The organism is Catellatospora vulcania (assembly GCF_009720385.1).
GTDB lineage: Bacteria > Actinomycetota > Actinomycetes > Mycobacteriales > Micromonosporaceae > Catellatospora > Catellatospora vulcania.
Genome location: NZ_WARX01000007.1, coordinates 181,435 through 201,595, shown reverse-complemented (window position 1 = coordinate 201,595; position 20,161 = coordinate 181,435). Strand labels below are relative to the sequence as shown.

At 69.1% G+C, this 20,161-nt stretch carries 23 protein-coding genes; 11 read left to right on the top strand and 12 right to left on the bottom strand.

Translation table 11 applies throughout. The features are described 5' to 3' along the window. Positions 1 to 5: 5 nt before the first annotated feature. Both F6W97_RS28945 and F6W97_RS28940 read right to left on the bottom strand, forming a co-directional pair. Positions 6 to 491, bottom strand: a complete 486-nt coding sequence (locus F6W97_RS28945; protein ID WP_155373714.1) for a hypothetical protein — start codon at positions 489 to 491, stop codon at positions 6 to 8. 63 nt (positions 492 to 554) lie between these two features. Continuing rightward, positions 555 to 1,271, bottom strand: a complete 717-nt coding sequence (locus tag F6W97_RS28940; protein WP_155373713.1) for a DUF998 domain-containing protein — start codon at positions 1,269 to 1,271, stop codon at positions 555 to 557. Between the two features lie 140 nt (positions 1,272 to 1,411). Here F6W97_RS28940 and F6W97_RS28935 point away from each other — a divergent pair, with 140 nt between their 5' ends. Together F6W97_RS28935 and F6W97_RS28930 are read left to right on the top strand one after the other, a co-directional pair. Further along, positions 1,412 to 2,245, top strand: a complete 834-nt coding sequence (locus tag F6W97_RS28935) for a hypothetical protein (protein WP_155373712.1) — start codon at positions 1,412 to 1,414, stop codon at positions 2,243 to 2,245. Between the two features lie 106 nt (positions 2,246 to 2,351). Next, positions 2,352 to 3,776 carry a sigma-70 family RNA polymerase sigma factor gene (locus F6W97_RS28930; protein ID WP_155373711.1) on the top strand — a complete coding sequence of 475 codons (1,425 nt, stop codon included), beginning with the start codon at positions 2,352 to 2,354 and terminating at the stop codon, positions 3,774 to 3,776. A 31-nt stretch (positions 3,777 to 3,807) separates the two neighbouring features. On the opposite strand, the gene F6W97_RS28925 is transcribed toward F6W97_RS28930, so the two are convergent. From F6W97_RS28925 to F6W97_RS28910, 4 genes are read right to left on the bottom strand one after another with little or no spacing between them, the layout of a single operon-like run. Continuing rightward, a complete protein-coding gene (locus F6W97_RS28925) occupies positions 3,808 to 4,584 on the bottom strand; it encodes an ABC transporter ATP-binding protein (RefSeq protein WP_155373710.1) in 777 nt (258 codons plus the stop codon). Next, positions 4,581 to 5,639: a FecCD family ABC transporter permease gene (locus F6W97_RS28920; RefSeq protein WP_155373709.1), complete on the bottom strand. Its 1,059-nt coding sequence runs from the start codon at positions 5,637 to 5,639 to the stop codon at positions 4,581 to 4,583. Before F6W97_RS28920 ends, F6W97_RS28925 begins: the two co-directional genes overlap by 4 nt. Positions 5,640 to 5,641: 2 nt before the next feature. Next, positions 5,642 to 6,670 (bottom strand): FecCD family ABC transporter permease, encoded by a 1,029-nt coding sequence (locus F6W97_RS28915; protein ID WP_155373708.1) that lies wholly within the window; start codon positions 6,668 to 6,670, stop codon positions 5,642 to 5,644. Positions 6,671 to 6,680: 10 nt separating this feature from the next. After that, positions 6,681 to 7,685 carry an ABC transporter substrate-binding protein gene (locus F6W97_RS28910; protein WP_155373707.1) on the bottom strand — a complete coding sequence of 335 codons (1,005 nt, stop codon included), beginning with the start codon at positions 7,683 to 7,685 and terminating at the stop codon, positions 6,681 to 6,683. Positions 7,686 to 7,978: 293 nt separating this feature from the next. Between F6W97_RS28910 and F6W97_RS28905 the strand changes: the two genes are divergently transcribed. After that, a complete protein-coding gene (locus F6W97_RS28905) occupies positions 7,979 to 8,197 on the top strand; it encodes a hypothetical protein (RefSeq protein WP_155373706.1) in 219 nt (72 codons plus the stop codon). Positions 8,198 to 8,269: 72 nt separating this feature from the next. Continuing rightward, entirely contained in the window at positions 8,270 to 11,011 is a 2,742-nt protein-coding gene (locus F6W97_RS28900) for an ATP-binding protein (protein WP_230687064.1), read from the top strand. Between the two features lie 502 nt (positions 11,012 to 11,513). Here the strand turns inward: F6W97_RS28900 and F6W97_RS28895 are convergent. The 3 genes from F6W97_RS28895 to F6W97_RS28885 form a co-directional block, all read right to left on the bottom strand. Continuing rightward, positions 11,514 to 12,008 carry a hypothetical protein gene (locus F6W97_RS28895; RefSeq protein ID WP_155373705.1) on the bottom strand — a complete coding sequence of 165 codons (495 nt, stop codon included), beginning with the start codon at positions 12,006 to 12,008 and terminating at the stop codon, positions 11,514 to 11,516. A gap of 698 nt (positions 12,009 to 12,706) precedes the next feature. Then, positions 12,707 to 13,264, bottom strand: coding sequence for a GNAT family N-acetyltransferase (locus F6W97_RS28890; RefSeq protein ID WP_196279376.1), 558 nt, complete (start codon positions 13,262 to 13,264; stop codon positions 12,707 to 12,709). Then, entirely contained in the window at positions 13,261 to 14,046 is a 786-nt protein-coding gene (locus F6W97_RS28885; protein ID WP_155373704.1) for a GntR family transcriptional regulator, read from the bottom strand. The genes F6W97_RS28890 and F6W97_RS28885 overlap by 4 nt, the downstream gene beginning before the upstream one ends. 133 nt (positions 14,047 to 14,179) lie before the next feature. On the opposite strand from F6W97_RS28885, the gene F6W97_RS28880 reads away from it, so the two are divergent. From F6W97_RS28880 to F6W97_RS28870, 3 genes are all read left to right on the top strand, one after another. Continuing rightward, complete coding sequence (locus F6W97_RS28880; RefSeq protein WP_155373703.1) at positions 14,180 to 14,434, top strand: hypothetical protein; 255 nt, start codon at positions 14,180 to 14,182, stop codon at positions 14,432 to 14,434. Positions 14,435 to 14,511: 77 nt separating this feature from the next. Beyond that, positions 14,512 to 14,700, top strand: a complete 189-nt coding sequence (locus F6W97_RS28875) for a hypothetical protein (RefSeq protein ID WP_155373702.1) — start codon at positions 14,512 to 14,514, stop codon at positions 14,698 to 14,700. Between the two features lie 20 nt (positions 14,701 to 14,720). Further along, the gene (locus tag F6W97_RS28870; protein ID WP_155373940.1) at positions 14,721 to 14,951 is read left to right on the top strand and encodes a flavin reductase; all 231 of its coding nucleotides are present in this window, start codon (positions 14,721 to 14,723) and stop codon (positions 14,949 to 14,951) included. A gap of 717 nt (positions 14,952 to 15,668) precedes the next feature. Here the strand turns inward: F6W97_RS28870 and F6W97_RS41570 are convergent. Further along, positions 15,669 to 16,082: a DUF4259 domain-containing protein gene (locus F6W97_RS41570; protein ID WP_196279375.1), complete on the bottom strand. Its 414-nt coding sequence runs from the start codon at positions 16,080 to 16,082 to the stop codon at positions 15,669 to 15,671. Here F6W97_RS41570 and F6W97_RS40255 point away from each other — a divergent pair. Beyond that, on the top strand, positions 16,061 to 16,354 hold the full coding sequence (locus F6W97_RS40255; protein WP_196279374.1) for a hypothetical protein: 294 nt from the start codon (positions 16,061 to 16,063) through the stop codon (positions 16,352 to 16,354). The genes F6W97_RS41570 and F6W97_RS40255 overlap by 22 nt on opposite strands. 292 nt (positions 16,355 to 16,646) lie before the next feature. Here F6W97_RS40255 and F6W97_RS28855 read toward each other — a convergent pair whose 3' ends face one another. Beyond that, positions 16,647 to 16,904 carry a hypothetical protein gene (locus F6W97_RS28855; RefSeq protein ID WP_155373699.1) on the bottom strand — a complete coding sequence of 86 codons (258 nt, stop codon included), beginning with the start codon at positions 16,902 to 16,904 and terminating at the stop codon, positions 16,647 to 16,649. Further along, entirely contained in the window at positions 16,901 to 17,368 is a 468-nt protein-coding gene (locus F6W97_RS28850; RefSeq protein ID WP_155373698.1) for a hypothetical protein, read from the bottom strand. The genes F6W97_RS28855 and F6W97_RS28850 overlap by 4 nt, the downstream gene beginning before the upstream one ends. A gap of 276 nt (positions 17,369 to 17,644) precedes the next feature. On the opposite strand from F6W97_RS28850, the gene F6W97_RS28845 reads away from it, so the two are divergent. The 3 genes from F6W97_RS28845 (at position 17,645) to F6W97_RS28835 (ending at position 19,558) form a co-directional block, all read left to right on the top strand. Beyond that, positions 17,645 to 17,953: a putative quinol monooxygenase gene (locus F6W97_RS28845; protein ID WP_155373697.1), complete on the top strand. Its 309-nt coding sequence runs from the start codon at positions 17,645 to 17,647 to the stop codon at positions 17,951 to 17,953. Then, complete coding sequence (locus F6W97_RS28840; protein WP_155373696.1) at positions 17,950 to 19,185, top strand: helix-turn-helix domain-containing protein; 1,236 nt, start codon at positions 17,950 to 17,952, stop codon at positions 19,183 to 19,185. The genes F6W97_RS28845 and F6W97_RS28840 overlap by 4 nt, the downstream gene beginning before the upstream one ends. 190 nt (positions 19,186 to 19,375) lie before the next feature. Continuing rightward, the gene (locus F6W97_RS28835; protein WP_155373695.1) at positions 19,376 to 19,558 is read left to right on the top strand and encodes a hypothetical protein; all 183 of its coding nucleotides are present in this window, start codon (positions 19,376 to 19,378) and stop codon (positions 19,556 to 19,558) included. Positions 19,559 to 20,161: the final 603 nt, after the last annotated feature.

The window sequence follows — 20,161 nt, the reverse complement described above, 5'->3', positions numbered from 1 at the left end:
CCCGGTCAGCCGGCGGGCGTGTTCTCCCAGGCGCGGTGCAGCCGACCGGTCAGCGCGGTCTCGGCCGCCTCCATCCGCTCGACGGCGTGGCGCAGCGCCTCGGTCTCGCTCTGCGGGCGGGCCAGCGTGTTCGCCCAGTCCTCCTGCGTGGCGGTGCCCGCTTCGGCGATCTCCCGGTGGATGTCGCCCAGGGCGGCGAGGTAGTCGCGGGCGGCGGTCTCGATCTCCGCGTCGAGCACGCTGCGCTTCTCGATCAGGAAGATGTTGAGGTGCCGGGTCTGCTCACCGAGCGCGTCCGCGGAGATCGCCCCGCCCCGGGACAGGATCTGCAGCTGGCGCAGGCGGGTCTGCAGCTCCTCGATCGCGCCTGCGCTGCGCTGGCTCAGCTCCCGGGTGCGCCGGTTGCGCTCGGTGCGCCGCCACTGCAGGAAGCCGAGCCCGACGGCCAGGGCGCCGCCGAGGAATCCGAGCACGGGTCCAAGAATGTCCACGGTCGACATAGTGCAGCAGACCGGTGATCTGCCGCGAGGGGGTAGCCGGACCGGATCTGTCGGCTATCCGGCCGTGGCCCGGTCCACGGTGTCGCGCCCGGCCCGGGTGATCCCGGCGGTCGTCCTCGGACCTGCCGCGACCTGCTCCGGCGACGACGCGACCATGCCGTGCGGGCGGGGCAGGCGGCACACCAGCACCCCGGTGGCCACGACCCACAACACCACCGGCACCAGGGCGACCCGCTCCAGCACGCTCGTGAACAGCCCCCGGCCGATCGCCAGCAACCCGAACACCAGAACCACCGCCAGCGGCGCGGTCACCCCGAAGAAAGCCCGTGCCGCGGTACGCAGCGACGACTGCAACGCGATGAACGCCACCACACCCATCGCCACCACCGCCAGCCCCACCGCGAGCACGCTCGCACCGGCGTGCACCAGGTCCGACGGCGTCGACGGCTCGTAGGGCGGCAGCGGGCACCCGGGCGTGCACGACACCGCCGCCGACGCCGCGCCGAAGCCGCCCGCGGTCACCAGGATCACGCACACGAACGGCACCAGCCGCCGCAACGCCGTCCCGAGCAGGGCCAGCGAACCTGCCAGGGCGAGGATCCCCGCCCGGTAGATCCCGTCGCGCGGGCTGGTGGCGACACCGCCCTCGCTGATGTATCCGCGCGTCCACGGCTCCGGCAGCACGCCGAGCGCGTACATCACCGCGCCGGCGCCCGCGATCGCGAACACGGCAGCGGACGCCGCCGGCCATCGGGACCTGTCCAAAACCATGATCCACCCTACCTCCGCCGGTCCGGCGGTCCCCCGGCCGCAGCCGCTCGTGCGTAAAAATCCGCCGGCGCAGAAGTGTTGTCCCTGCCGCCGCCCGCTGCTCCTACCCCCGACAGACGCCCCTTGGAAGGAGAAACACCATGAAACTCCGTATCGCGCTGGCGGCGCTCGCGGTGACCGCCGCCTCGGTGCTCGCCGGGGCCCCGGCCTCGGCCGTGCCGAACATGTCGCTGGTGTCGGCGGTCTCCGCGGTCGACTCGACGGCGGAGAAGTCGGCGCAGGCCAGCTGCCCCACCGGCACCCGGGTGCTCGGCGGCGGCGGGTTCATCTCGGGCGGCAACCGCCAGGTGCACTTCACCCGGCTGCAGGCGCTGGGCAGCTTCGACGACTTCGCCGTCTCCGCCGCCGAGATCAGCGCGTACGCGTCGGCCTGGCAGGTGCACGCGTACGCGATCTGCGGCACGGCGCCCGCCGGTCTGGAGTACGTCAGCTTCGTGACCGGCTCGGACTCCTCTGCCAGCAAGGCGGCCACGGCGACCTGCCCGGCCGGCAAGCAGCTGATCAGCACCGGCGCACGGGTGATCAACGGGGACGGCCGGGTCGTCATCAACAGCCTGGTCCCGTCGGCGGCCCTGACCGCCACCACCTCCACCGCGTACGAGGCCCAGGGCGGTTTCGCCGGCAACTGGAGCCTGTACAGCCACGGCGTGTGCGCCAATCCGCTGCCCGGCCTGCAGCTGGTCTCCGCGCTCATCGGGCCCGACTCCAATGACGACGTGGTCGGGGCGAGCTGCCCGGCGGGCAAGTTCACGCACGGCCTCGGCGCGACCATGAGCTCACCCGCGGGCCAGGCGCTGTACGGCGGGCTCTACCCGTCCGCGGCCCTGGATCAGACCGTGGCGATCGCCCTGGAGGACGCCGACGGGTACGCCGCCAACTGGTCGACCCGGGTCTACGCCATCTGCGCGAACTGACCCCGCGGTGACGGCGGGCCGCAGGTGTGGTCCGCCGTCACCGTCGGCTGTCGGCAAACCGCCTCCGGCCTGCCCCATCCCGGCGAATCTATCTACGGTGGTGTATGTGGACGACTCGGCACTGGCCGGCGCGCTGGCCAACGGCGACCCGGCGGCACTCGACACGGCGTACCGGCGCTACGCCGACCGGCTGGTCGCGTACGCGGCCACCATCGTCGGCGACCGCGACAGCGCAGCCGACGCCGTGCACGACGCCTTCCTGCTCGCGGGCCGGAACGCAGCCGGGCTGCGCGACCCGGCGGCGCTGCGCCCGTGGCTGTACGCCATCACCCGCAACGTCGCCCTGCGCCAGCTGCGCCACCGCGCCCGGGTCGCCCCCGTGGACGAGTTCGACCAGCTCAGCGAGGCAACCGTCGACCCCACCGCGCGCCTGCACACCGCCGACGTCGGGCGGCTCGTCCGCGCCGCAGGCGGCGCGCTGTCCGCCGCCGACCGCGAGGTCATCGAGCTGGCGATCCGGCACAGCCTGTCCAGCGGCGAGATCGCGGCCGCGCTTGGCGTGTCGGTCAAACACGCCAACGCCCGGCTGTCCCGGGCCCGCGCGGGCCTCGCCGACGCCCTCGGCGCGCTGCTGGTCGCCCGCACCCCGTCGGCGTGCCAGGAACGCGCCGACCTGCTCGCCGGCTGGGACGGCACACTCACCCCGCTGCTGCGCAAACGCCTGCACCGGCACATCGAGCAGTGCCCGCTGTGCGCCGCCGTACGGGACCGCCAGATGGACCCGCGCGCGCTGCTCACCCTGCTCGCCGCCCTGGCGTTCCCGCTCGCCCCGGACCGCGCCCGGCCCTCGACCACGACCGCGCTCCCGGACGAGCACCATCTCGCGGTCCAGTCCGGCAATGGGCTGCGTTGGAACCGTGAGACCGGGTTCCCCGAGCCCGGAACGCGCTCGCTCGTGCGGCGCCGCCCGGTGCTCGCGGTCGCCACGGTCCTGCTGCTCGCCACGTGCGGCGTGAGCGCGGGGATCGGTGCCGCCGGGCTGCCGGTCGCCCAGTTCGTCCCCAGCGACGCCCCACTGGCGAAAGGCACGATCGAGCCGGGCCTGGCTGGGCCGTCCGGCTCTGCCGACCCGACCGGCGAGCCCGCCTCGCCGTCACCGTCGCCGCCTGCGCCGCCCCCCTCAGCTCGGCCGTCGCCGCGGCGCAGCCCGCCGCCGCGCAGCCCGTCACCGGCGGCACCGCCGTTCGCCCGGACCAGCGTCACGGACGTGACCTGCACCGCCGCCGGTGGGTTGCGTTCGGTGTTCCGCGTCTACACCGACACCCCGCTGGCCGGCGCGTGGCTGCACCGGGAACTGCGCGGTTTCGAGCGGCGCCAGGCGATGACCGTGTCCGCCGACCGCCTGTCCGCCCAGTTCGCGGTGACGGCGGCGTCCACGGGTCCGTTCACCTGGTCGGTGGAGCTGGCCACGGCCGACGGCCGCACCCTGCGCACGCCGGACCGGGTGCTCACGAAGGACTGCGGCACGTAGCGCGGGGCGGCCGATGCGCCGCCGTGCCGGGCTAGTCGGCAGGCACGATGATCGGTGTTCCTGCGACGGGGTCGGGCACGATCACGCAGGCCAGACCGAAAACCTTCGCGATCAGCTCGGCGGTGATGACGTCGCGCGGCGCTCCTTCGGCCACGATCGCGCCGTCGGCCATCGCGATGATGTGGTCGCAGTACCGGCTGGCGAGGTTGATGTCGTGCAGCACGGCGACGATCGTCTTGCCGGCCTGCGCGTTCAGGGTGCGCAGCAGGCGCAGCAGCTCCACCTGGTGGTTGATGTCCAGGAAGGTGGTCGGCTCGTCGAGCAGCAGCAGGTCGGTGTCCTGGGCCAGGGCCATCGCGATCCAGACCCGCTGGCGCTGGCCGCCGGACAGCTGCCGCAGCGGCCTGTTGACGAGGTCGGCGGTGCCGGTGGCGTCCAGCGCGCGGGCGACCGCGTCGTGGTCGCGGTCGTTCCAGGTGCGGAACCAGCCCTGGTGCGGGTACCGGCCGCGCGATACCAGGTCGGCGACGGTGATGCCGTCGGGGGCCAGCGGGCTCTGCGGCAGCAGCCCGAGCACCTTGGCGACGTCGAGGGTGCTCAGGCCGGCCATGGCCTTGCCGTCGAGCAGGACGTTGCCCGCGCGCGGGCGCAGCAGCCGGGCCAGGCCGCGCAGCAGCGTGGACTTGCCGCAGGCGTTCGCGCCGACGATCGCGGTCACCTTGCCGTCGAGCACGGTCACATCCAGGTCGCGGACGATGGGCTCGGCGTCGTAGCCGAGGGTGAGGCCTTCGGCGCGCAGTCGGCTCAACCGCCTGCTCCTCTCCGGTTGGTCGTGGCCAGCAGCCACAGCAGGTACGGTGCGCCGACCGCGCCGGTGACCACACCGGTCGGCAGCGGCGTGGGCAGCAGGTGGACGGCGACGAGGTCGGCGGTGAGCAGCAGCATCGCGCCGACGAGCGCGGCCGCGGCGATGCCGCCGGTGGCGGGGCCGAGCAGGCGGTTGGCGATCGGCCCGGCGACCAGCGCGACAAAGACGATCGGGCCGGCGACCGAGACCGCCAGCGCGACGAGCAGCACCGCGGTGGCCAGCAGCGCGGCGCGGGTGATCTCGACGCGGGAGCCGAGGGCGCGGGCGGTGTCGTCGCCGAGTTCCAGCACGCGCAGCTTGCGCGACAGGAGCACGGCCAGCGGCAGCAGTACGACGAGCGCGCCGCCGAGCAGTTTCAGCTCGTCGTCGCTGGCCTGGCCGACCGAGCCGGTGAGCCAGTGCATGGCCTGGCGTGCCTCGAACAGCTCCGCCTTGATCAGCATGTAGCCGGTGAGGCCCTCGAAGAACACGGCGACGCCGATGCCGATGAGGATGAACCGGTAGCCGCTGACGCCGTCCCGCCACGCCAGCAGGTACATGACCACGGCTGCGGCGATCGCGCCGCCGAGCGCCAGCGCGCAGACGGTAAGCCCGCCCACCTGGAACAGGACGATGCCGCTGACCGCCGCCAGGCTCGCGCCGGAGGTGATGCCGACGAAGTCCGGTGACGCCAACGGGTTGCGCAGCAGCTGCTGGAACACGGTGCCGGACGCGCCGAGGGCCAGGCCGACGGTCAGTGCCGACAGGGCGGTCGGCAGCCGCAGGCCGCGTACGACGAAGTCGACGCTGGGGTTGTCGGCCAGGTGCAGCACGGACGTGACGACCTCGCCGGCGGTGAGCCGGAAGCTGCCGACCATCATCGTCAGCACGAACAGGGCGGCGACGGCGGCGGTGAGGCCGGTCGTCGCGGTGAACGCGCGCACGGCCCGGTGGCGGCGGGTGGCGCGCAGGGTGGCCGCGGTGGCGGCGCTGGTGCGGGTCGCGGTTGCTGTCATTCTCAGGCCTCCGACAACCTGCCGTAGCGGACGATGCCGATGAACACGGGCGCGCCCAGGACCCCGAGCACGACGCCGACCTGGAGTTCGCCGGGGCGGGCGACGACCCGGCCGACGATGTCGGCGAGCAGCAGCACGATCGGCGACAGCAGCATCGAGTACGGCATGATCCAGCGGTAGTCGGGTCCGCAGATGAACCGGGCCAGGTGCGGCACGATGAGTCCGACGAACACGATGGGGCCGCAGGCGGCGGTCGCCGCACCGGCCAGCACCGCGACGATGGTGAACGCGGCGGCGCGGGTCAGGCCGACGCGCTGGCCGAGGCCGCGGGCGGTGTCCTCGCCGAGGGCCAGGCCGTTGAGCGCCCGGCCGCAGGCCAGCGAGGCGATGAGGCCGATGATCAGGAACGGCGCGACCCCGGACAGGATCGGGGCGTACCGCCCGGCGAGCGAGCCGACCTGCCAGAACCTGAGTTCGTTGAGGGCGTCCACATTGGTCATCTCGATGCCGGTGGTCAGCGAGCCCATGCCCGCGGTGACGGCCGCTCCGGCCAGGGCGAGCTTGACCGGGGTCGCGCCTTCCCTGCCCAGCGACGCGATCGCGTAGACGAGCAGGGTCGCGATGATGGCGCCGGCGAACGCGAACCAGATGTAGACGCCGACGCCGCGTACGCCGAGCACGGTGATGGCGAGCACCACGAAGGCCGCGGCTCCGGAGTTGACGCCCATGATGCCGGTGTCGGCGAGCGGGTTGCGGGTGACGCCCTGCAGGACGGTGCCGGCGACGCCGAGGGCCGCGCCGACTCCGATGCCGAGCAGGGTGCGGGGCACGCGCATGTCGACGGTGACGGTGTGCTCGATGGAGTTGTCGCCGTCGAGGCCGAACAGGGCGCGCAGGACGTCGGACAGGCCGATGTCGCGGGAGCCGAGGGTGATGCTGAGGAAGGCGACGAGGGCGAGGATCGCGCAGAGCACGGCGAGCCCGGGCCCGAGGGCCAGAGCTCGCCGTGCGCGCACTGTTGAGGTGCTCATGTGCGGAGGGTCAGCTGCCGACGTTCTCGTCCGCGGCCTTGATCGCCACGGTGAGCTTGTCCAGCTCGGTGGCGAAGTGGCCGAAGGTGTGCAGCCAGTACGCGGGCCAGGAGACGACCGCGTTCGCCTTCGCGGCCTTGATCGCGAACCAGGTCGGCTGCTTCTTGCCCCACTCGGCGTTGGCCTTGTCGGTGTAGGAGCGGCCGTCCCACAGGATCAGGTCGGGCTGGTACTTGTCGGCGTTCTCCCAGCTCAGGTTCTCCCAGTACGGGAAGCCGGGGTCGGGCTTGGCGGGGTTGACGACCTTCAGGCCCCACTTCTGGAAGTCCAGCAGCTCCGGCGCGTACTCCGGGTTGGCGACGTAGACCTTGTCGTCGGCCGGGGACATGGCCAGCGCGGTCAGGTTCGGCTTGGTCGCGACGGCCGCCTTGAACGCGGCGACGGCGTCCTCGAACTTCTTCTTCGCGGCGGCGATGTCCGGGGCGTCCACCTTGGCGCCGAGGCTCTGGGCGAGGTCCTCGTAGCCCTCGGCCAGGTCGACGATCGACTTGCCCTGCGAGACGCCGACGACCGGGGCCAGCTCCTTGAGCTTCTTGCTCTTCTCGTCGACGCCCTCTTCGAGGCCGCTGTGGGCCTTCTCGGCGGGCCACCAGTCGGCGACGATCAGGTCGGGGCGCAGCGAGGCGGCCTTCTCGACGTCGATCTTGCCCCACTCCTCGCCGAGGATCTCGATGCCGGTGAGGTCCAGGCCCTTGAGGTTGGGGTCGGTCTTGACCGACTCGTCGGCGTAGACGCCGACGGGCTTGATGCCGAAGGACATCAGCGCGGCGGCCTCGCCGGCGTGCGCGATGATCCGGGTCGGGGTCTTGTCCGCCTTGACGAGCTCGCCGTTGCCGTTGGTGAACTGCCACGGGCCGGCCGACGTGGAGGTCGTGGCAGGAGTATCGGTCGAGGCGCAGGCGGCGAGCGTCAGGCTCAGTGCCGCTGCGGCGACGATCGGGCGCCAGATGCGCATGAGGAGTTCCGTTCTCACTGAGGAAGGGCTGCCTAAACTTAGGTAAGGCTAACCGTGCCTGCAAGTAGCGGGAAGGGCACAGGTGACCCAGGTCACCCCTCCGCAGATCGGCCCGTTCAAGCCGGTCCGAAAGCGACACTGCGGTCCCTCCCCACGCGACGTGCAGGTATTCAGCGGCGTGACGGCGACGATGTGGCTCGCGTCGGTCGGGCACGCTTGCCTAGGTATGCCTAGGCCTGCCCGGGTACCCGCCTAGGAGGGTCGCGACCGGCGAAGATACGCCGCCGCTGCGGATGGAGGACGGGCTGCGCGAGACGAACATGGATGTTGTCAGCAAGACAACCGCACAGGCTGAGGAGTCTGCGATGTTCGGATCGCCGGAGCTTTACTTCGATCTCGCCAAGTTGCACCACAAGGAACTCATCGACGAGGCCGCCCGCGAGCGGATCGCGGCACGCGTACTGCGGCACCGCCGGCTCGGCGGCAAGGCGCGCGACCGCGTACACCGATGAGAGCGAGCACACAGGCCCGGGAGCCCGAAAAGGGCCCCGGGCCTGTCCGTCTGCGCCGGTAGTCTGTCGCGCGTGGGAAGTCAGCGAGGTGGGGCGAGCTCGACGATGGTCGGGCGTGACCGCGAGCTGCGGCAGTTGACGCAGCTGGTGGCGTCACGCCGCCCGGCCGTGGTCTTCGTCGGCGGGGAGCCCGGCATCGGCAAGACGCGCCTGGTCCGGGAGCTGCTGCCGACCCTGCCCGAGCAGGCCGTGGTGCTGGTCGGCCAGGCCGAGCCCGACTCCCTGGCCCGGCCGTACGAGCTGCTGCTGGACGCGATCGACGGCACCGACGGCGCGCGGGTCGACGCCGACCAGCTGGCCGCGCTGACCGACCCGCGCCGCAGCCCCGTCGAGCGCCTGCACACCGGGCTGGCCCTGGTGGCCGACCTGGTCGGCGACGACCCTTCGGTGATCGTGTTCGAGGACCTGCACTGGGCCGACTCGGAGAGCGCCGCGCTGTTCGAGCGCCTCGCCGACACCGACGGCCCGCGCCTGCTCATCGGCACGTACCGGCCGGACGAGGTCAGCAGCCGGCACCCGCTCGCCTCGCTGCTGGAGCGGATGGAGCGCCGGCACGCCGTGGCGCACCTGCGGCTGGAGCGGCTGACCGAGGCGGAGACCGCGGCGCTGCTGGCCACGGTCACCGGCAAGCCCGTGTCGTACCGCACCGCCGCCGCGCTGTACCACCGCACCGGCGGCAATCCGTTCTTCCTGGAGGAGCTGCTGGGCTCCTGCCAGCCCGACGACCTGGACTCCCTGGTCGAGCAGCCGCTGCCGTGGAGCCTCGCCGAGGTGCTGCGCCGCCAGGTGGCCAGCCTCGACGCCGACGCCCAGCGCGTGGTCGAGGCCGCCGCGGTCCTCGGCCGACGGGCGCCGTTCGACCTGCTGGCCACGGTCACCGGGGCGGGTGAGGACGAGCTGATCGGCATCCTGCGCGACCTGGTGGTGCGCGGGGTGCTGGTGGAGGCCGGCGAGGACGAGTTCAGCTTCCGGCACGCGCTGGTGCGCGAGGCCATCACCGGGCAGATGCTCGGCCGCCAGCGCCGCCGCCTGCACGAGAGCGCCCTGGAGGCGCTGCTCGACGGCGGCGACGCCGACCCGGCCCTGATCGCCCACCACGCCCAGGCCGCCGGCCGGTACGCCGACATGGTCTCCGCGGCCCGCCGCGGCGCGGTGCTGTACCTGGCCATCGGGTCGGCGTACCAGGCACTGCAGCTCGCCGAGATGGGCATGGCCGAGGACCCCGAGGACCTGACCCTGCTGTCGGCGGCGGCCCGCGCGGCGTGGCTGGCCGGGCTGCTCGACGACGCCGCCGGGTACGCCCAGCGGTGGCGCGACCTGGCCGACGGTCCCGCCGACCGCGCCGACGCCCTGTACCTGCTGATCCGCCTCGCCTGGGAGACCGACGACGAACCCTGGCTGGAACGGGTCACCGCCGACATCGAACGGCTCATCGCCCAGCTGCCGCCCGGAGCCGACAAGGCCCGCGCGATGACCGCCGTGGCGCAGTCGGCGATGCTGCGCGACCACGACGACGAGGCCCTGGAATGGGCCGACCGCGCCCTCGCGCTGGCCGCCGAGTTCGAGCTGCCGCAGATCCGGCTCGCCGCCCTGGTCGAAAAGGGCATCGTGCTCTCCGGACACCCCGACCGGTCCGCCGAGGGCCGGGCCGTGCTCGCCGGGCTCGTCGACGAGGCCGAGAAGCTCGGCGAATGGGTGCTCGCGGCGCGGGCGCTCAACCGGCTGGTGATGATGCCGCAGACGTCGTCGCTGACCGAGCAGGCCGAACTGCTGGAACGCATGCGCGGCGACGCCGAGCGGGCCGGTTTCGAGGCGCTCGCCGTCGCCGCGTACTTCCAGGGCCTGGCCCGCCTCGCGATGCGCGAAGGCGACCTGCAGGCCGCGATCGGCGCGCTCGACGAGGGCCGCGCCCGCGACCGCGGCTACCTCCACTCCGGCCGCCGTGCCGACTACCACGCGGTGTTCCTCGCCGGGCTGTGCCTCGAGTCGGGCACCCTCGACCGGGTACAGCGGCTGATCACCGACCTGGCGGGCATCGAGAAGGTCGACCCGATGGTGCTCGACGGCCTCGGATTCCACCTGGCCTGCCGCCGCGGCGACCTCGACGCCGCCGACACGCTGCTCGACCGGGTCCTCGACGACCTGCACCGGCAGGCGTGGCGCAGCGGTGAGCAGGCGCATGACCTGCTGTCAGCCGCGCTGCATGCCGGGCTGCCGCTGCCCCGGCTGCGGCAGCTCGCCGACGAACTGCTCGACGGGCAGGTCTGGGACCACTGGCGGGCGCTGGTCGAGGCACAGCTCGCGGAGGTGTGCGGGCAGGACTCGGCGGCCCTGGACGGCTACCGCTCGGTCGCCGAGTCGCCGATGCTGGCCCTGAACGTACGCGGCACCGCCCACCTCGGCGCGGCCCGCTGCCTGCTCGCACTGGGCCGCGACGCCGAGGCGGCCGGCTGTATCGAGCGCGCCGGTGAGCTGCTACGCCGCTGGACGGGCTGGCGGGTGGAGCAGCTCGGGCAGCTGCGTGCGCAACTCGGTCTCGCTCCCGCCGACGGTCGGCAGACGGTCACCGGCGTGGCCGCGCTGACGACCCGCGAGCGCGAGGTCGCCCTGCTGGTCGCCGACGGCCTCACCAACGCCGAACTGGCCCGCCGGCTCTACATCTCGCCGAAGACCGCGGCCGTGCACGTGTCCAGCATCCTGCGCAAACTCGGCGTCGCCTCCCGCACCGAGGTGACAACCGCCCTAGCCCGCTGACCGCCCGACACGGCACGCTGATTGATCGTTCGACATGACAGGCGGGTCGGCGAATGCACACTCGAGGCTGCAGAGGTGCCAGTCGAGTCAAACTATCATCGTGTGGCCGGGCGAGCGGCGCAATCTACTCGTCCCTGAGCCCGCGCTGGCTGTATCAGCGCTCGCTGCCTTATGCCCACCTGAACATACGCCTCGAGCCGCTGAGAATGTGACCAGCGAGCGCCGCGATCGAACGGTCTCACGGCGGCCCTTGCGTCAGATTTGCGCCACGAGGGCGCATGCGATCATGGAACCTGCTCCATATTCTACTAGCGCACGGGCGCGCACTATGCAATCGCGTCAATACACTTCGGGTAGCGACATTAAATCGATGACACGTTGTGGCACAACACACCATCTGACATACGCGTCCATTGATCAGGCAGGTGCGCACGTTATGCCTTTTAGCTGCCGCGAACGCGGCCCCGGCTTGGGGTCGCCTATCCGGCGCAACGATCCGAAATCACCGCCGATTCTGCCTAACGTAAATCATTAGCAGGATCGGCAGATCGTCTTTATCGAGATGAGCAACTCCAATAGACAGGATGGCACCAGATATCGCCCAGTCTGACCCAACTATGAATTCCTCAATCTCTGAGACATCACTGACAAGCACTGGAACCGCTTGCCCGAGCAGGTACTCGAACAAGGAATTTCTAACGTCTTCGACCTCTCCGACTTGGCGCGCGTAGCCGCCCTCTACCGCCTCTACATAACTCGCATCATCCCAATCAGGCTGGATCTCTTTCCACACAAGCTCTATTGACGGATCCCTACGCCCGTAGATGGATGCTTGTATTTCATCCTTGCACCACTTCCGCGGAAACGGAAGTGACGATGACCCGGCAATCTGCCAGCCTTGACCCCGAAATAGGCTAGCCACAGCCTCTGCGTCCAGATCTTGTTCGGCAGAGGCAATTGCCCAGATTGCCTCGGACAACACTTCAATCGACGTCATCGTGACCGCATTCCAATAGGCGGAACGTGAAACACACTAATCTCCCCGCTCGCCACCTCGTCCGGAAACCATTCCCTTAAGACAGCCTTGAAGAAGGCCGCGCCCTGAACATTGGAAACAGCATACCTGACGCCTTTGCCGCCCAAAGCCCTATTCAGCTCGAGGAGTCTTCGAGCCTGCCCCACCGCCGTACGTTCATTGAATCGGTTCGTGGGATTGTAGAAAGAACCGTCCCACCCGCCACGTCCGGACGTCTCATCGCCGGTCCATTTTGCTTCGACCAAGTATCCGTGGGGGTCAGGCCCACCATCCGGCTTGACTAGCGTTCCATCGTGGCGATACCACTGCTCGTGGTCGACGCCGGTCACGAGTTCCTGGTACCTGTATCCGACGTTGTTTCGTTCATTAGGTCCGAACGCATGAGGGCCGAGGTTTTCACAGTCAACGTTGTGGACCAGAACCGGCCGGTCGCCGACGATTACATAGTACGTGTGGAGTCAGGACAGTTTTCGAGGCGATCCGTCACGACGATGAGTCGTACTGAGCTGCGACATCCGCGCGGCTAGCGATCTTTCAGATCGATGTATTGCGATGCTGACAGCAACCCTGACCGCAACGTGGGGGAACAACAGGTGTGTCGGCCGTCACGTCAGCGAGACCTGTCGATACAAGCGGCCGAAAGATCCCGACGCCGACCATTATTGATCTTCTTTGAGCCGGGTTCCTTGATATGGCTGGGCGGGGCGTTGGAAGCAGGCGCCGGAGGCGCGGGTGGTGACGGTACGGACGTGCTCGAATCCGAGGGCGGCGTAGTAGGCGTGCAGTCGGGTGTTGGTGGTCCAGGCGTCCAGACGCAGCCAGAGGACTCCGGCGTCGTAGGCCCGTCCTGCGGCCCAGTCGAGCAGTTCGGAGCCCAGACCGGTGCCGGCGTGGTCGAGCGAGACCATCATCTTCGAGGCGTAGAGGGCGTCAGCGGGATCGTCGACCGAGTGCCAGAGCGAGTCGGCGTCCGGAGCGCGATCGGATTTCCAGAGCCCGTCGAGGTCGGTGTAGGCGGTCAGGGTTATCGACGCTGCCGGGGTGTGGCCGTCGTGGGCCAGCCAGGTCTGCCCAGCTTGGACGGCGGCGGCCACGGCCCAGCGCGGCCATGGGGTCTGCCACTGGGTCTGCCCGCGTGTGGCCAGCCAGGCGGCGCGTTGGGCGCGCCAGTCGAGGATGGTGTCGATGTCGGCCATCCGCGCCCGTCGGAGAATCATCGGCGGTGCCTGGTGATGGTGTCGATGTCGCCGTGGGCGGACACGAGCCGAACCTTGTCGGCGGCGAAGGTCGCGGTGGAGATGCGCAGCGGCCTCTCGGCGGTGTAGCCGGTCAGGACGTTGTGCAGGACCGGCGTGCCAGCCGCGACGGGGATCTGCAGCAGGGCAGCTTCGATCGGGGTGGGCATGCGGGCGCTGGTCGTGGTCAGCGCGGCGACCTGGTGGTAGCCGCGCTCGGCCAGCAGCCTGGTCGTGCCTTGGGCAATGTTGTGCGGGCTGAACAGTTCCGGGACCTTCTCGCACAGCCACTGCGGGTACCAGGAGTCCTGGATCGAGTGGGGCACGCCGTCGACGAACCGCAGGCAGCGGCGCACCGCCGCGGTGCTGCCGGGCTGGACGTGCAGCAGGGTGGCGTAGTCGGCGGGCATCGGCTCGACGCGGGTGGAGAACTCCTGGCTGGGTTCGTGGCCCTGCTCGCGGACGGTGCGGAAGAACAGGTCGGCCTCGGATGTGGTGCTCATGGGCTGGTCGTCACGCCACGCATACGCGTCGATCATCACGCGTTCGCGGACGAAGACACCACCGCCTCTGCCGGGGCGGCGTTCGACGAGCCCGGCGGCCTGGAGCACGTCGGTGGCGTCGCGCACGGTCGGACGGGACACGCCGTATGCGGCCTGGAGCTCCTCCTCGGTGGGCAGTTTCGCGCCGGGTGGCAGCGCGCCGTCGTCGATCTGGCGGCGTAGCTGTTCGGCGATGCGCTGGTACTTCGGCTGTCCCGGCACGTCGGCCCACCTTCCCACGGAAACGTCCTAACCAATCTAGCGCCAAGGGTTGACGGACCAAACAGGACGATGCAAAGGTAATTACCTATCTGATGTCACAGTGTGTTGATCACCGGTCGACGAGGAGTCGCACATGAGCAGTCCCGCCGACCTGGCCCACGAGATGCAGACGGTGCTGCGCGCCCTTGAACACGCCCGCGTGCTCGTCGCTGGGCTCGACCAGGCCGACACCGCCCGCAGACTCGCCGGCAGGGTGGCCTACTCGCCGCTGCGGACCCTGCTCGAACACGCCGAACAGGCCGCCGCCCGCGTCATCGCCCACCTCGGCGCGCAGGCACCCGCACCGCTGGAGCAGCCCTGCGTCGGCAGGGACGGCGGGCCGCTGTAGGAGCCGGTGCCGGGACGGCCCGTGGCTCGCACCCCACCCCGTCCCGGCACCCCACACCCACCGGAAGCAGGCAGCACATGCACGCCCTGGACACCATCGCCGGGCTCATCGTCGGCGTCCTCGCCGGGCTACTGGCACGACCACACCGAACCCGCCAACGCCACGACGGGGTGCCGATCACCTGGTGCGGCAACTGCGGCCAGCCGACCTCCGCCCTGTGCCACGAGCACAAACAGCAGGCCGCACGACGACGCAGTGACAACTGAACGGAGGCCATCCCGTGTCGATGCACCAGCCGATCCGGCCGGACTGGATCTGCGCGGGCTGCGCAGCCGCTTGGCCGTGCCCGACCCGCCAACGGCAGCTGATCGCGCACTACCACCAAGCACCGGTCTCGCTCATGATCTACCTGTCCGGGTACTTCATCGAAGCCTGCCAGGACCTTCGCCACGCCGCCGCAGGCACGCTGCACGAACGCTTCCTCGGCTGGCCCGCACATATCCCTACCGACCACTGACGCGCTGACGCCGCGAACCACGTAGACGAGAGCTGCACTGAGGTCCGGCACCGCGCAAGATCGTAGGCTGGCTCAAAACGTCTATACAAAGAACATCAAGAGCGCCCGGTTACGCCGGACGCACGCGCACGCGCTATACCGTTCCGGCCCGCGCGAACGCGCCCACGCAACCACCACATCGACCCGGCGACGCCTCCGCGGCCGAGGCGGTCAGCGCCGCGACGATCCCTTCACCGGTCAGCCACCGCGCTGGCTTCCGGGGATCGACGCCACGACGCTACGCGCCGTGCCACCGACCGGCCGACTCGCCGAGAGCCTCCCCCGAACAGTCGCAGGCACAGCCGACAGCCATCCATTGATCAATTCGCATATTACCTAGCTATCTGACAGCAACCGTGACAGCAACCCAGGCGCACGACCACGCACCCCAGCGCACTATGTCGCAGTGTCGCCACGCAGCGGAGTAGTTGACCGGACTATCGCGATAGCCATTCATAGGACCTTCAAAGGTTGAGACAAAGCTAACGCTGCCTGAGCACATCATCTTAACCACAGCCCATCGGCAGTTCGTATTTAAGGCGATGCGAGACGGATCTACGTAATGTTGAACGAAGCGGCAGTTCTCTCCTCGACTAAGCTCCTTTGGGGTGGCACTGAACAAATAGGCCGCCCGCCTGGCTCATTGCCCACCCGCGAACAAAACCGCCGAGCTGGCAATCAGCTCTGAAGGGAACGAAGCGAGTTGGAAATGTCCTGGAGGCAGGTCCGAAATTCTTGCTCCCTTCCCTCGGCCTCCCACAGGTCTAATAGCTCAGATTCCGTCCCTCCCACACGGGTAAGCGCCACTAGTGCCGGCGCAGCCAGGTCATCCACTAAGCCGAACTCGACACTCTCCAACCGGCGACGTTCAAGGACAGCAAGTTCATTGCGGCCGAGGGCGCTGATGATAGCCGCGGCAGCAACGGCAGCCTCACCGCAATCTTTCTCCAGGTATTCGTCCTCACCTGCTTCAATAGCGACAGCCAAAGCCTCCTCCAATACACGGCGCGCCCCTCCACGTGAAGCCTCACGTAGCTCATGACAGAGGTCCAACGCGCCATCATTTTCGAGTGGATCAATTCCATAGGCCATATCTATTATCAACTCCATTTTCTAAAGAAGCCACGGGCAGCTTCAATATAAATCGGGCGCTTTTTGTTCTTCTTAATATCAATGGCTCGATTGTCCCTGAGCATCGGATTGAACCAATTCTCGACTATTTCCTCAAGGCCACGTTGCTCATGCTTGACGTCCGTCTTAAATTACGTCTCGCCAATTACCATTCATTCGGATATCAGCCGCCGCCCAAAGACGTCATAACCAATCGCGATGATCCGCAAAGCGCCGTCAATCGTGATCCTTGACAATAAGGCGCCTACCACCACCAAGACCCGAAATCCTGCCGTCTATCTTAGCTTTTGCAACGTGAGGCGGATCTATGAAATCAACAGATCTCCCGTACCGCCACAACCCCAAAATAGGCGGGGCACCCTCGCCCACAAAGACCTCAACCTCGGGGTCGAGGACGCTAACGACATCCCCGACCCTCGCGGCTCCGCTCAGACACCGCACGATAACCACCGTGTCGGCATCTGATAGATGTTCGACCCGCTCGACTTGCAGGACGCCGCCACCAGCCATCGCCAAGCTGCCTATCTAATCTCTCGGCGCATACCCGTCGGCAAGCCTTCGAAGGTACTGCGATATCAATGGGTCCCCGGAGGAACGCTCGTCGGCGATGCGGAGCAGGATTTCTCGGAACTCACGCACATCGTCACTGGTCAATTCATCCAGATAGTCGCCCATGATCTGTTGGACCTCGACCACGAAGCTCGGGTCAGCTTCCTCTTCAGTCGCATGGTCCAGCATTTGAATGGCCGAGATCATGGCAACAATTACGGGGTCGAAGTTCATGGAGCCACCCTGACATTGATATTTGTAACCTTGGCGTCGCTTAGCCAACGTTGCGCCTTGGCCAGAACCGCCGCATCCGGCACTTCCCAGACTGCCTGGAGGCCATGGTAAGCCGAGGTTCCGGATTGTCGCCTGGCTTCGTCTATCATGCTATCCGTAGTGAATGGTAGAACGTTGTTCTTGCGATCGATAATCTCGTCATTTAGGAGGCCATCGAACTTGGCGGTGACATTGATGCCATCGGCGGATGGCATCGACAGCCGCGGCACAAGGTTCTGCCCGGTCACTGGATCGGTGCGGGCACCCGGCGTACGCGATTCGTACTCGAATGCGCGCTGCCGAGCCGCGTTAGCGTATGGGCCACCACCTTCTCGCGCCCAATCGACGTGATTGACCGCTTGCGTGCTGGCCGTTCCACACATGTTGTTGTTGTGGACCAGCACCGGCGAGTCATCGGCGATCACATAGTACGTGTGAGCGCGTTGCCCGGATGACCGCCAATTTCCACGGCAGTCAGGCCGTCTACCAGCGCTGACGAGTTCGGGACTTCTCGGCTGTGGGCGCTTTTGGCGTTGTTGACGGCAACGGTGACGGCAACGTCAGCGCACGGACTTGTGGGCGTCGCAGCGTCACCGGGTTGCCGTCGGATGTGGAGATCGGTCGCAGGGTCTTGCGCACACCCCGGTGGCGACCCGCACAATTAGTGCGGCTCGTTTCGGTGACGGTTTTCGGAGGTGGCTGTGTTTGGCCTGGTGGTGCGGTTCGACATCCGTGATGAGGAGTCGGCGGTCCGCTTCGACGAGCTGACGGAGCAGGCGGTGGAGCAGATCCGGGCGAAGGAGCCGGGCACGCTGGTGTACGCCACGCACAAGGTGAACGGTGAGCCGCTGGCGCGCCTGTTCTACGAGGTCTACGCCGACGATGCGGCGTTTCAGGCACATGAGACGGCAGAGCATGTGATCGCGTTCCATGCGGCGAAGAACCCTCTGCTGGTCTCGCATCGGGTGGAGTTCCTGGCCCCGGCCGCGGCCAAGGGGCTGCCTGCATGAGTGGCGACGATCCGGGCGCGCGGGCGCTGGGGCGGCGGATCGCGTTCTACCGCTCTCAACGCGGCCTGTCGCAGCGGGACTTCGCGGCGATGATAGACCGGTCGGAGACGTGGGTGTCGCAGGTGGAACGCGGCGCACGGCGGATCGACCGGATGACGATGCTGCGCCGGGTCGCCGACGTGCTCGGCGTGCCGCTGGGGGAACTGGCCGCGGACACGCCCGTGGTGGCGGCGGTACATCAGCGGCCGGAGCCGGCGGTGGCGTTGCGGATGCTGCTGTCGTCGAGCTTGGCCCTGGGGCTGGCTGTCCAGCCGCCCGCGCAGCCGGTCGATCTGGAGCAGGCCCGCGCTGAGGTGGCCCGTGCGTGGGAGTTGGCGCACGCCGCCGACTACGAACGGCTGTTGCCGCTGCTGACTGAGTTGATCCCGCGCCTGGAAGCGGCGACCCGCACCGCGAAGGGTGCCGCGCGCAGGTCAGCTGGTGCGGCGCTGGCCAGGGCTTATCACGCGACGGCGGCGGCGCTGGCGAAGCTGGGCGAGTCCGATGCGGCGTGGGTGGCCGCGGACAGGGCCATCGGGGTCGCCGAGCACGTCGGGGACCGGCTGCTGATGGCGGAGGGCGCGTTTCGGCTGGTGTTGGTGTTCCAGGCGGATCGGCGTCATGACCAGGCCGAGCACACCGCGATGACCGCGATCGACGCGCTGGTGCCGCTGGTCGCGGCCGGGGACCCGGCTGCGGTCTCGGTGCAGGGCGTGTTGTGGTTGCAGGCGGCGCTGATCTCGGCCAGGCGCAACGATGCCGATGCCGCCCACCAGCGGCTGGCCCAGGCGCGGCAGCTCGGCGGCCGGTTGGGTGAGGGTCGCGACGACCACGACACCGAGTTCGGGCCGACGAACGTTGCGATCCAGGAGGTCGCGGTGCTGGTCGAGCTGGGTGACGCGGGCAGCGCGCTGCGGGCGGCGGCACGCATCGACACGGGTGGCGTGTCGCCGGAGCGGCAGGCGCGGCTGCTGATCGACGTGGCCCGCGCGCACCTGCAGCGCCATCACCCGGAGCAGGCGGTCCGGGCGCTGATCGACGCCGAGGAGCTGACGCCGGAGCAGGTGCGCCGGCACCGGCTGGTGCGCTCGCTGCTGCTGGATCTGGCCCGGACGCCGATGCGCACCGACTCGGCGTTGCGGGAGCTGGCCGCCCGCTGCGGGCTCACCCTCAGCCATCGACCCGCACTTTAAGTACTAGTCCGCACTCGGGAGACGGGTAGCGTCCGACATCGACACCCGTGTCGCCGCGCTCGCCGAGACAGGCCGCGGAGGTGCGGGATCGGCGTGGCACGGACGCTGCGCCGGGCCGGCCGGATCGTCGGTGTGACAAGGGGTGGCACCGACGTACCCGGCCGGCATCCACGCGACGAGGAGGATGCGGATGCAGAACCTTGACCTGGCCGTGGACGACCTGATCGCGCGGCAGCCGTGGCTGCTCGACCTCTACCGGCGGCGACCACGCAAGGGCACGCACCTGTGTCCCTGGTGCTCACCGGAGCGGTTCGCACGCATCGCCGCCGAGGAACGCGCAGCCGTCAGCGGCGGCGAGGAGGGCCGCCGGTGAACACCCCTCTCGACCGTCCGACCTGGCCTCGGGTGTCGCCGTGTCTACACTGCGGGGTCCCGGTGCTGCGCGACAACGACGGCACCCCCATTCACGCGAGCCTGTCCTACGTATGCCGCGACCGCTGGGGGCAGATCATATCGACGACCGCGACACCGGCAGGCGTGCCGACCAGCCCGCGAAACGGTTGACGCCCCGGCGGAGTCGTCCAGCCGGGGCGTCGGTTCACCGCGTCACGCAGGCACGGGATCACCGGCGTCAGGGTCGGCATGATCCGGGCCGTCGGACTCGCCGGCGAGCGCATCGCTGATCGACTCGCCGAACTCACCCGCGCAGCCACGACACCTGTCGACCGGTCACCCATCGGGCCTACCTTCCACGGCGACATCCACTGGCCCGACAACCATCGCCTCTGACCAGCCTGGTCCAAAAACGCTTTACGGATATCAAGAGCGCCCGGCTACGCCGGACGCACGCGCACGCGCTATGCCTTCGGCCCGCGCGCACGCGCCCACGCAACAAGGCATCAGACGAGTCGAAGCCCATACGCAAGACCGCGACGATCGCCGAGGTGGTCAAGCCGAGCAGCGGCAACCGGCGATC

Coding starts and splice junctions, on each gene's coding strand:
- F6W97_RS28940 (WP_155373713.1), bottom strand. CDS start 1,271: ATGGTTTTGGACAGGTCCCGATGGCCGGCGGCGTCCGCTGCCGTGTTC.
- F6W97_RS28935 (WP_155373712.1), top strand. CDS start 1,412: ATGAAACTCCGTATCGCGCTGGCGGCGCTCGCGGTGACCGCCGCCTCG.
- F6W97_RS28920 (WP_155373709.1), bottom strand. CDS start 5,639: ATGACAGCAACCGCGACCCGCACCAGCGCCGCCACCGCGGCCACCCTG.
- F6W97_RS28915 (WP_155373708.1), bottom strand. CDS start 6,670: ATGAGCACCTCAACAGTGCGCGCACGGCGAGCTCTGGCCCTCGGGCCC.
- F6W97_RS28910 (WP_155373707.1), bottom strand. CDS start 7,685: ATGCGCATCTGGCGCCCGATCGTCGCCGCAGCGGCACTGAGCCTGACG.
- F6W97_RS28905 (WP_155373706.1), top strand. CDS start 7,979: ATGGAGGACGGGCTGCGCGAGACGAACATGGATGTTGTCAGCAAGACA.
- F6W97_RS28895 (WP_155373705.1), bottom strand. CDS start 12,008: ATGACGTCGATTGAAGTGTTGTCCGAGGCAATCTGGGCAATTGCCTCT.
- F6W97_RS28890 (WP_196279376.1), bottom strand. CDS start 13,264: ATGATTCTCCGACGGGCGCGGATGGCCGACATCGACACCATCCTCGAC.
- F6W97_RS28880 (WP_155373703.1), top strand. CDS start 14,180: ATGAGCAGTCCCGCCGACCTGGCCCACGAGATGCAGACGGTGCTGCGC.
- F6W97_RS28875 (WP_155373702.1), top strand. CDS start 14,512: ATGCACGCCCTGGACACCATCGCCGGGCTCATCGTCGGCGTCCTCGCC.
- F6W97_RS28870 (WP_155373940.1), top strand. CDS start 14,721: ATGCACCAGCCGATCCGGCCGGACTGGATCTGCGCGGGCTGCGCAGCC.
- F6W97_RS41570 (WP_196279375.1), bottom strand. CDS start 16,082: ATGGCCTATGGAATTGATCCACTCGAAAATGATGGCGCGTTGGACCTC.
- F6W97_RS28855 (WP_155373699.1), bottom strand. CDS start 16,904: ATGAACTTCGACCCCGTAATTGTTGCCATGATCTCGGCCATTCAAATG.
- F6W97_RS28840 (WP_155373696.1), top strand. CDS start 17,950: ATGAGTGGCGACGATCCGGGCGCGCGGGCGCTGGGGCGGCGGATCGCG.
- F6W97_RS28835 (WP_155373695.1), top strand. CDS start 19,376: ATGCAGAACCTTGACCTGGCCGTGGACGACCTGATCGCGCGGCAGCCG.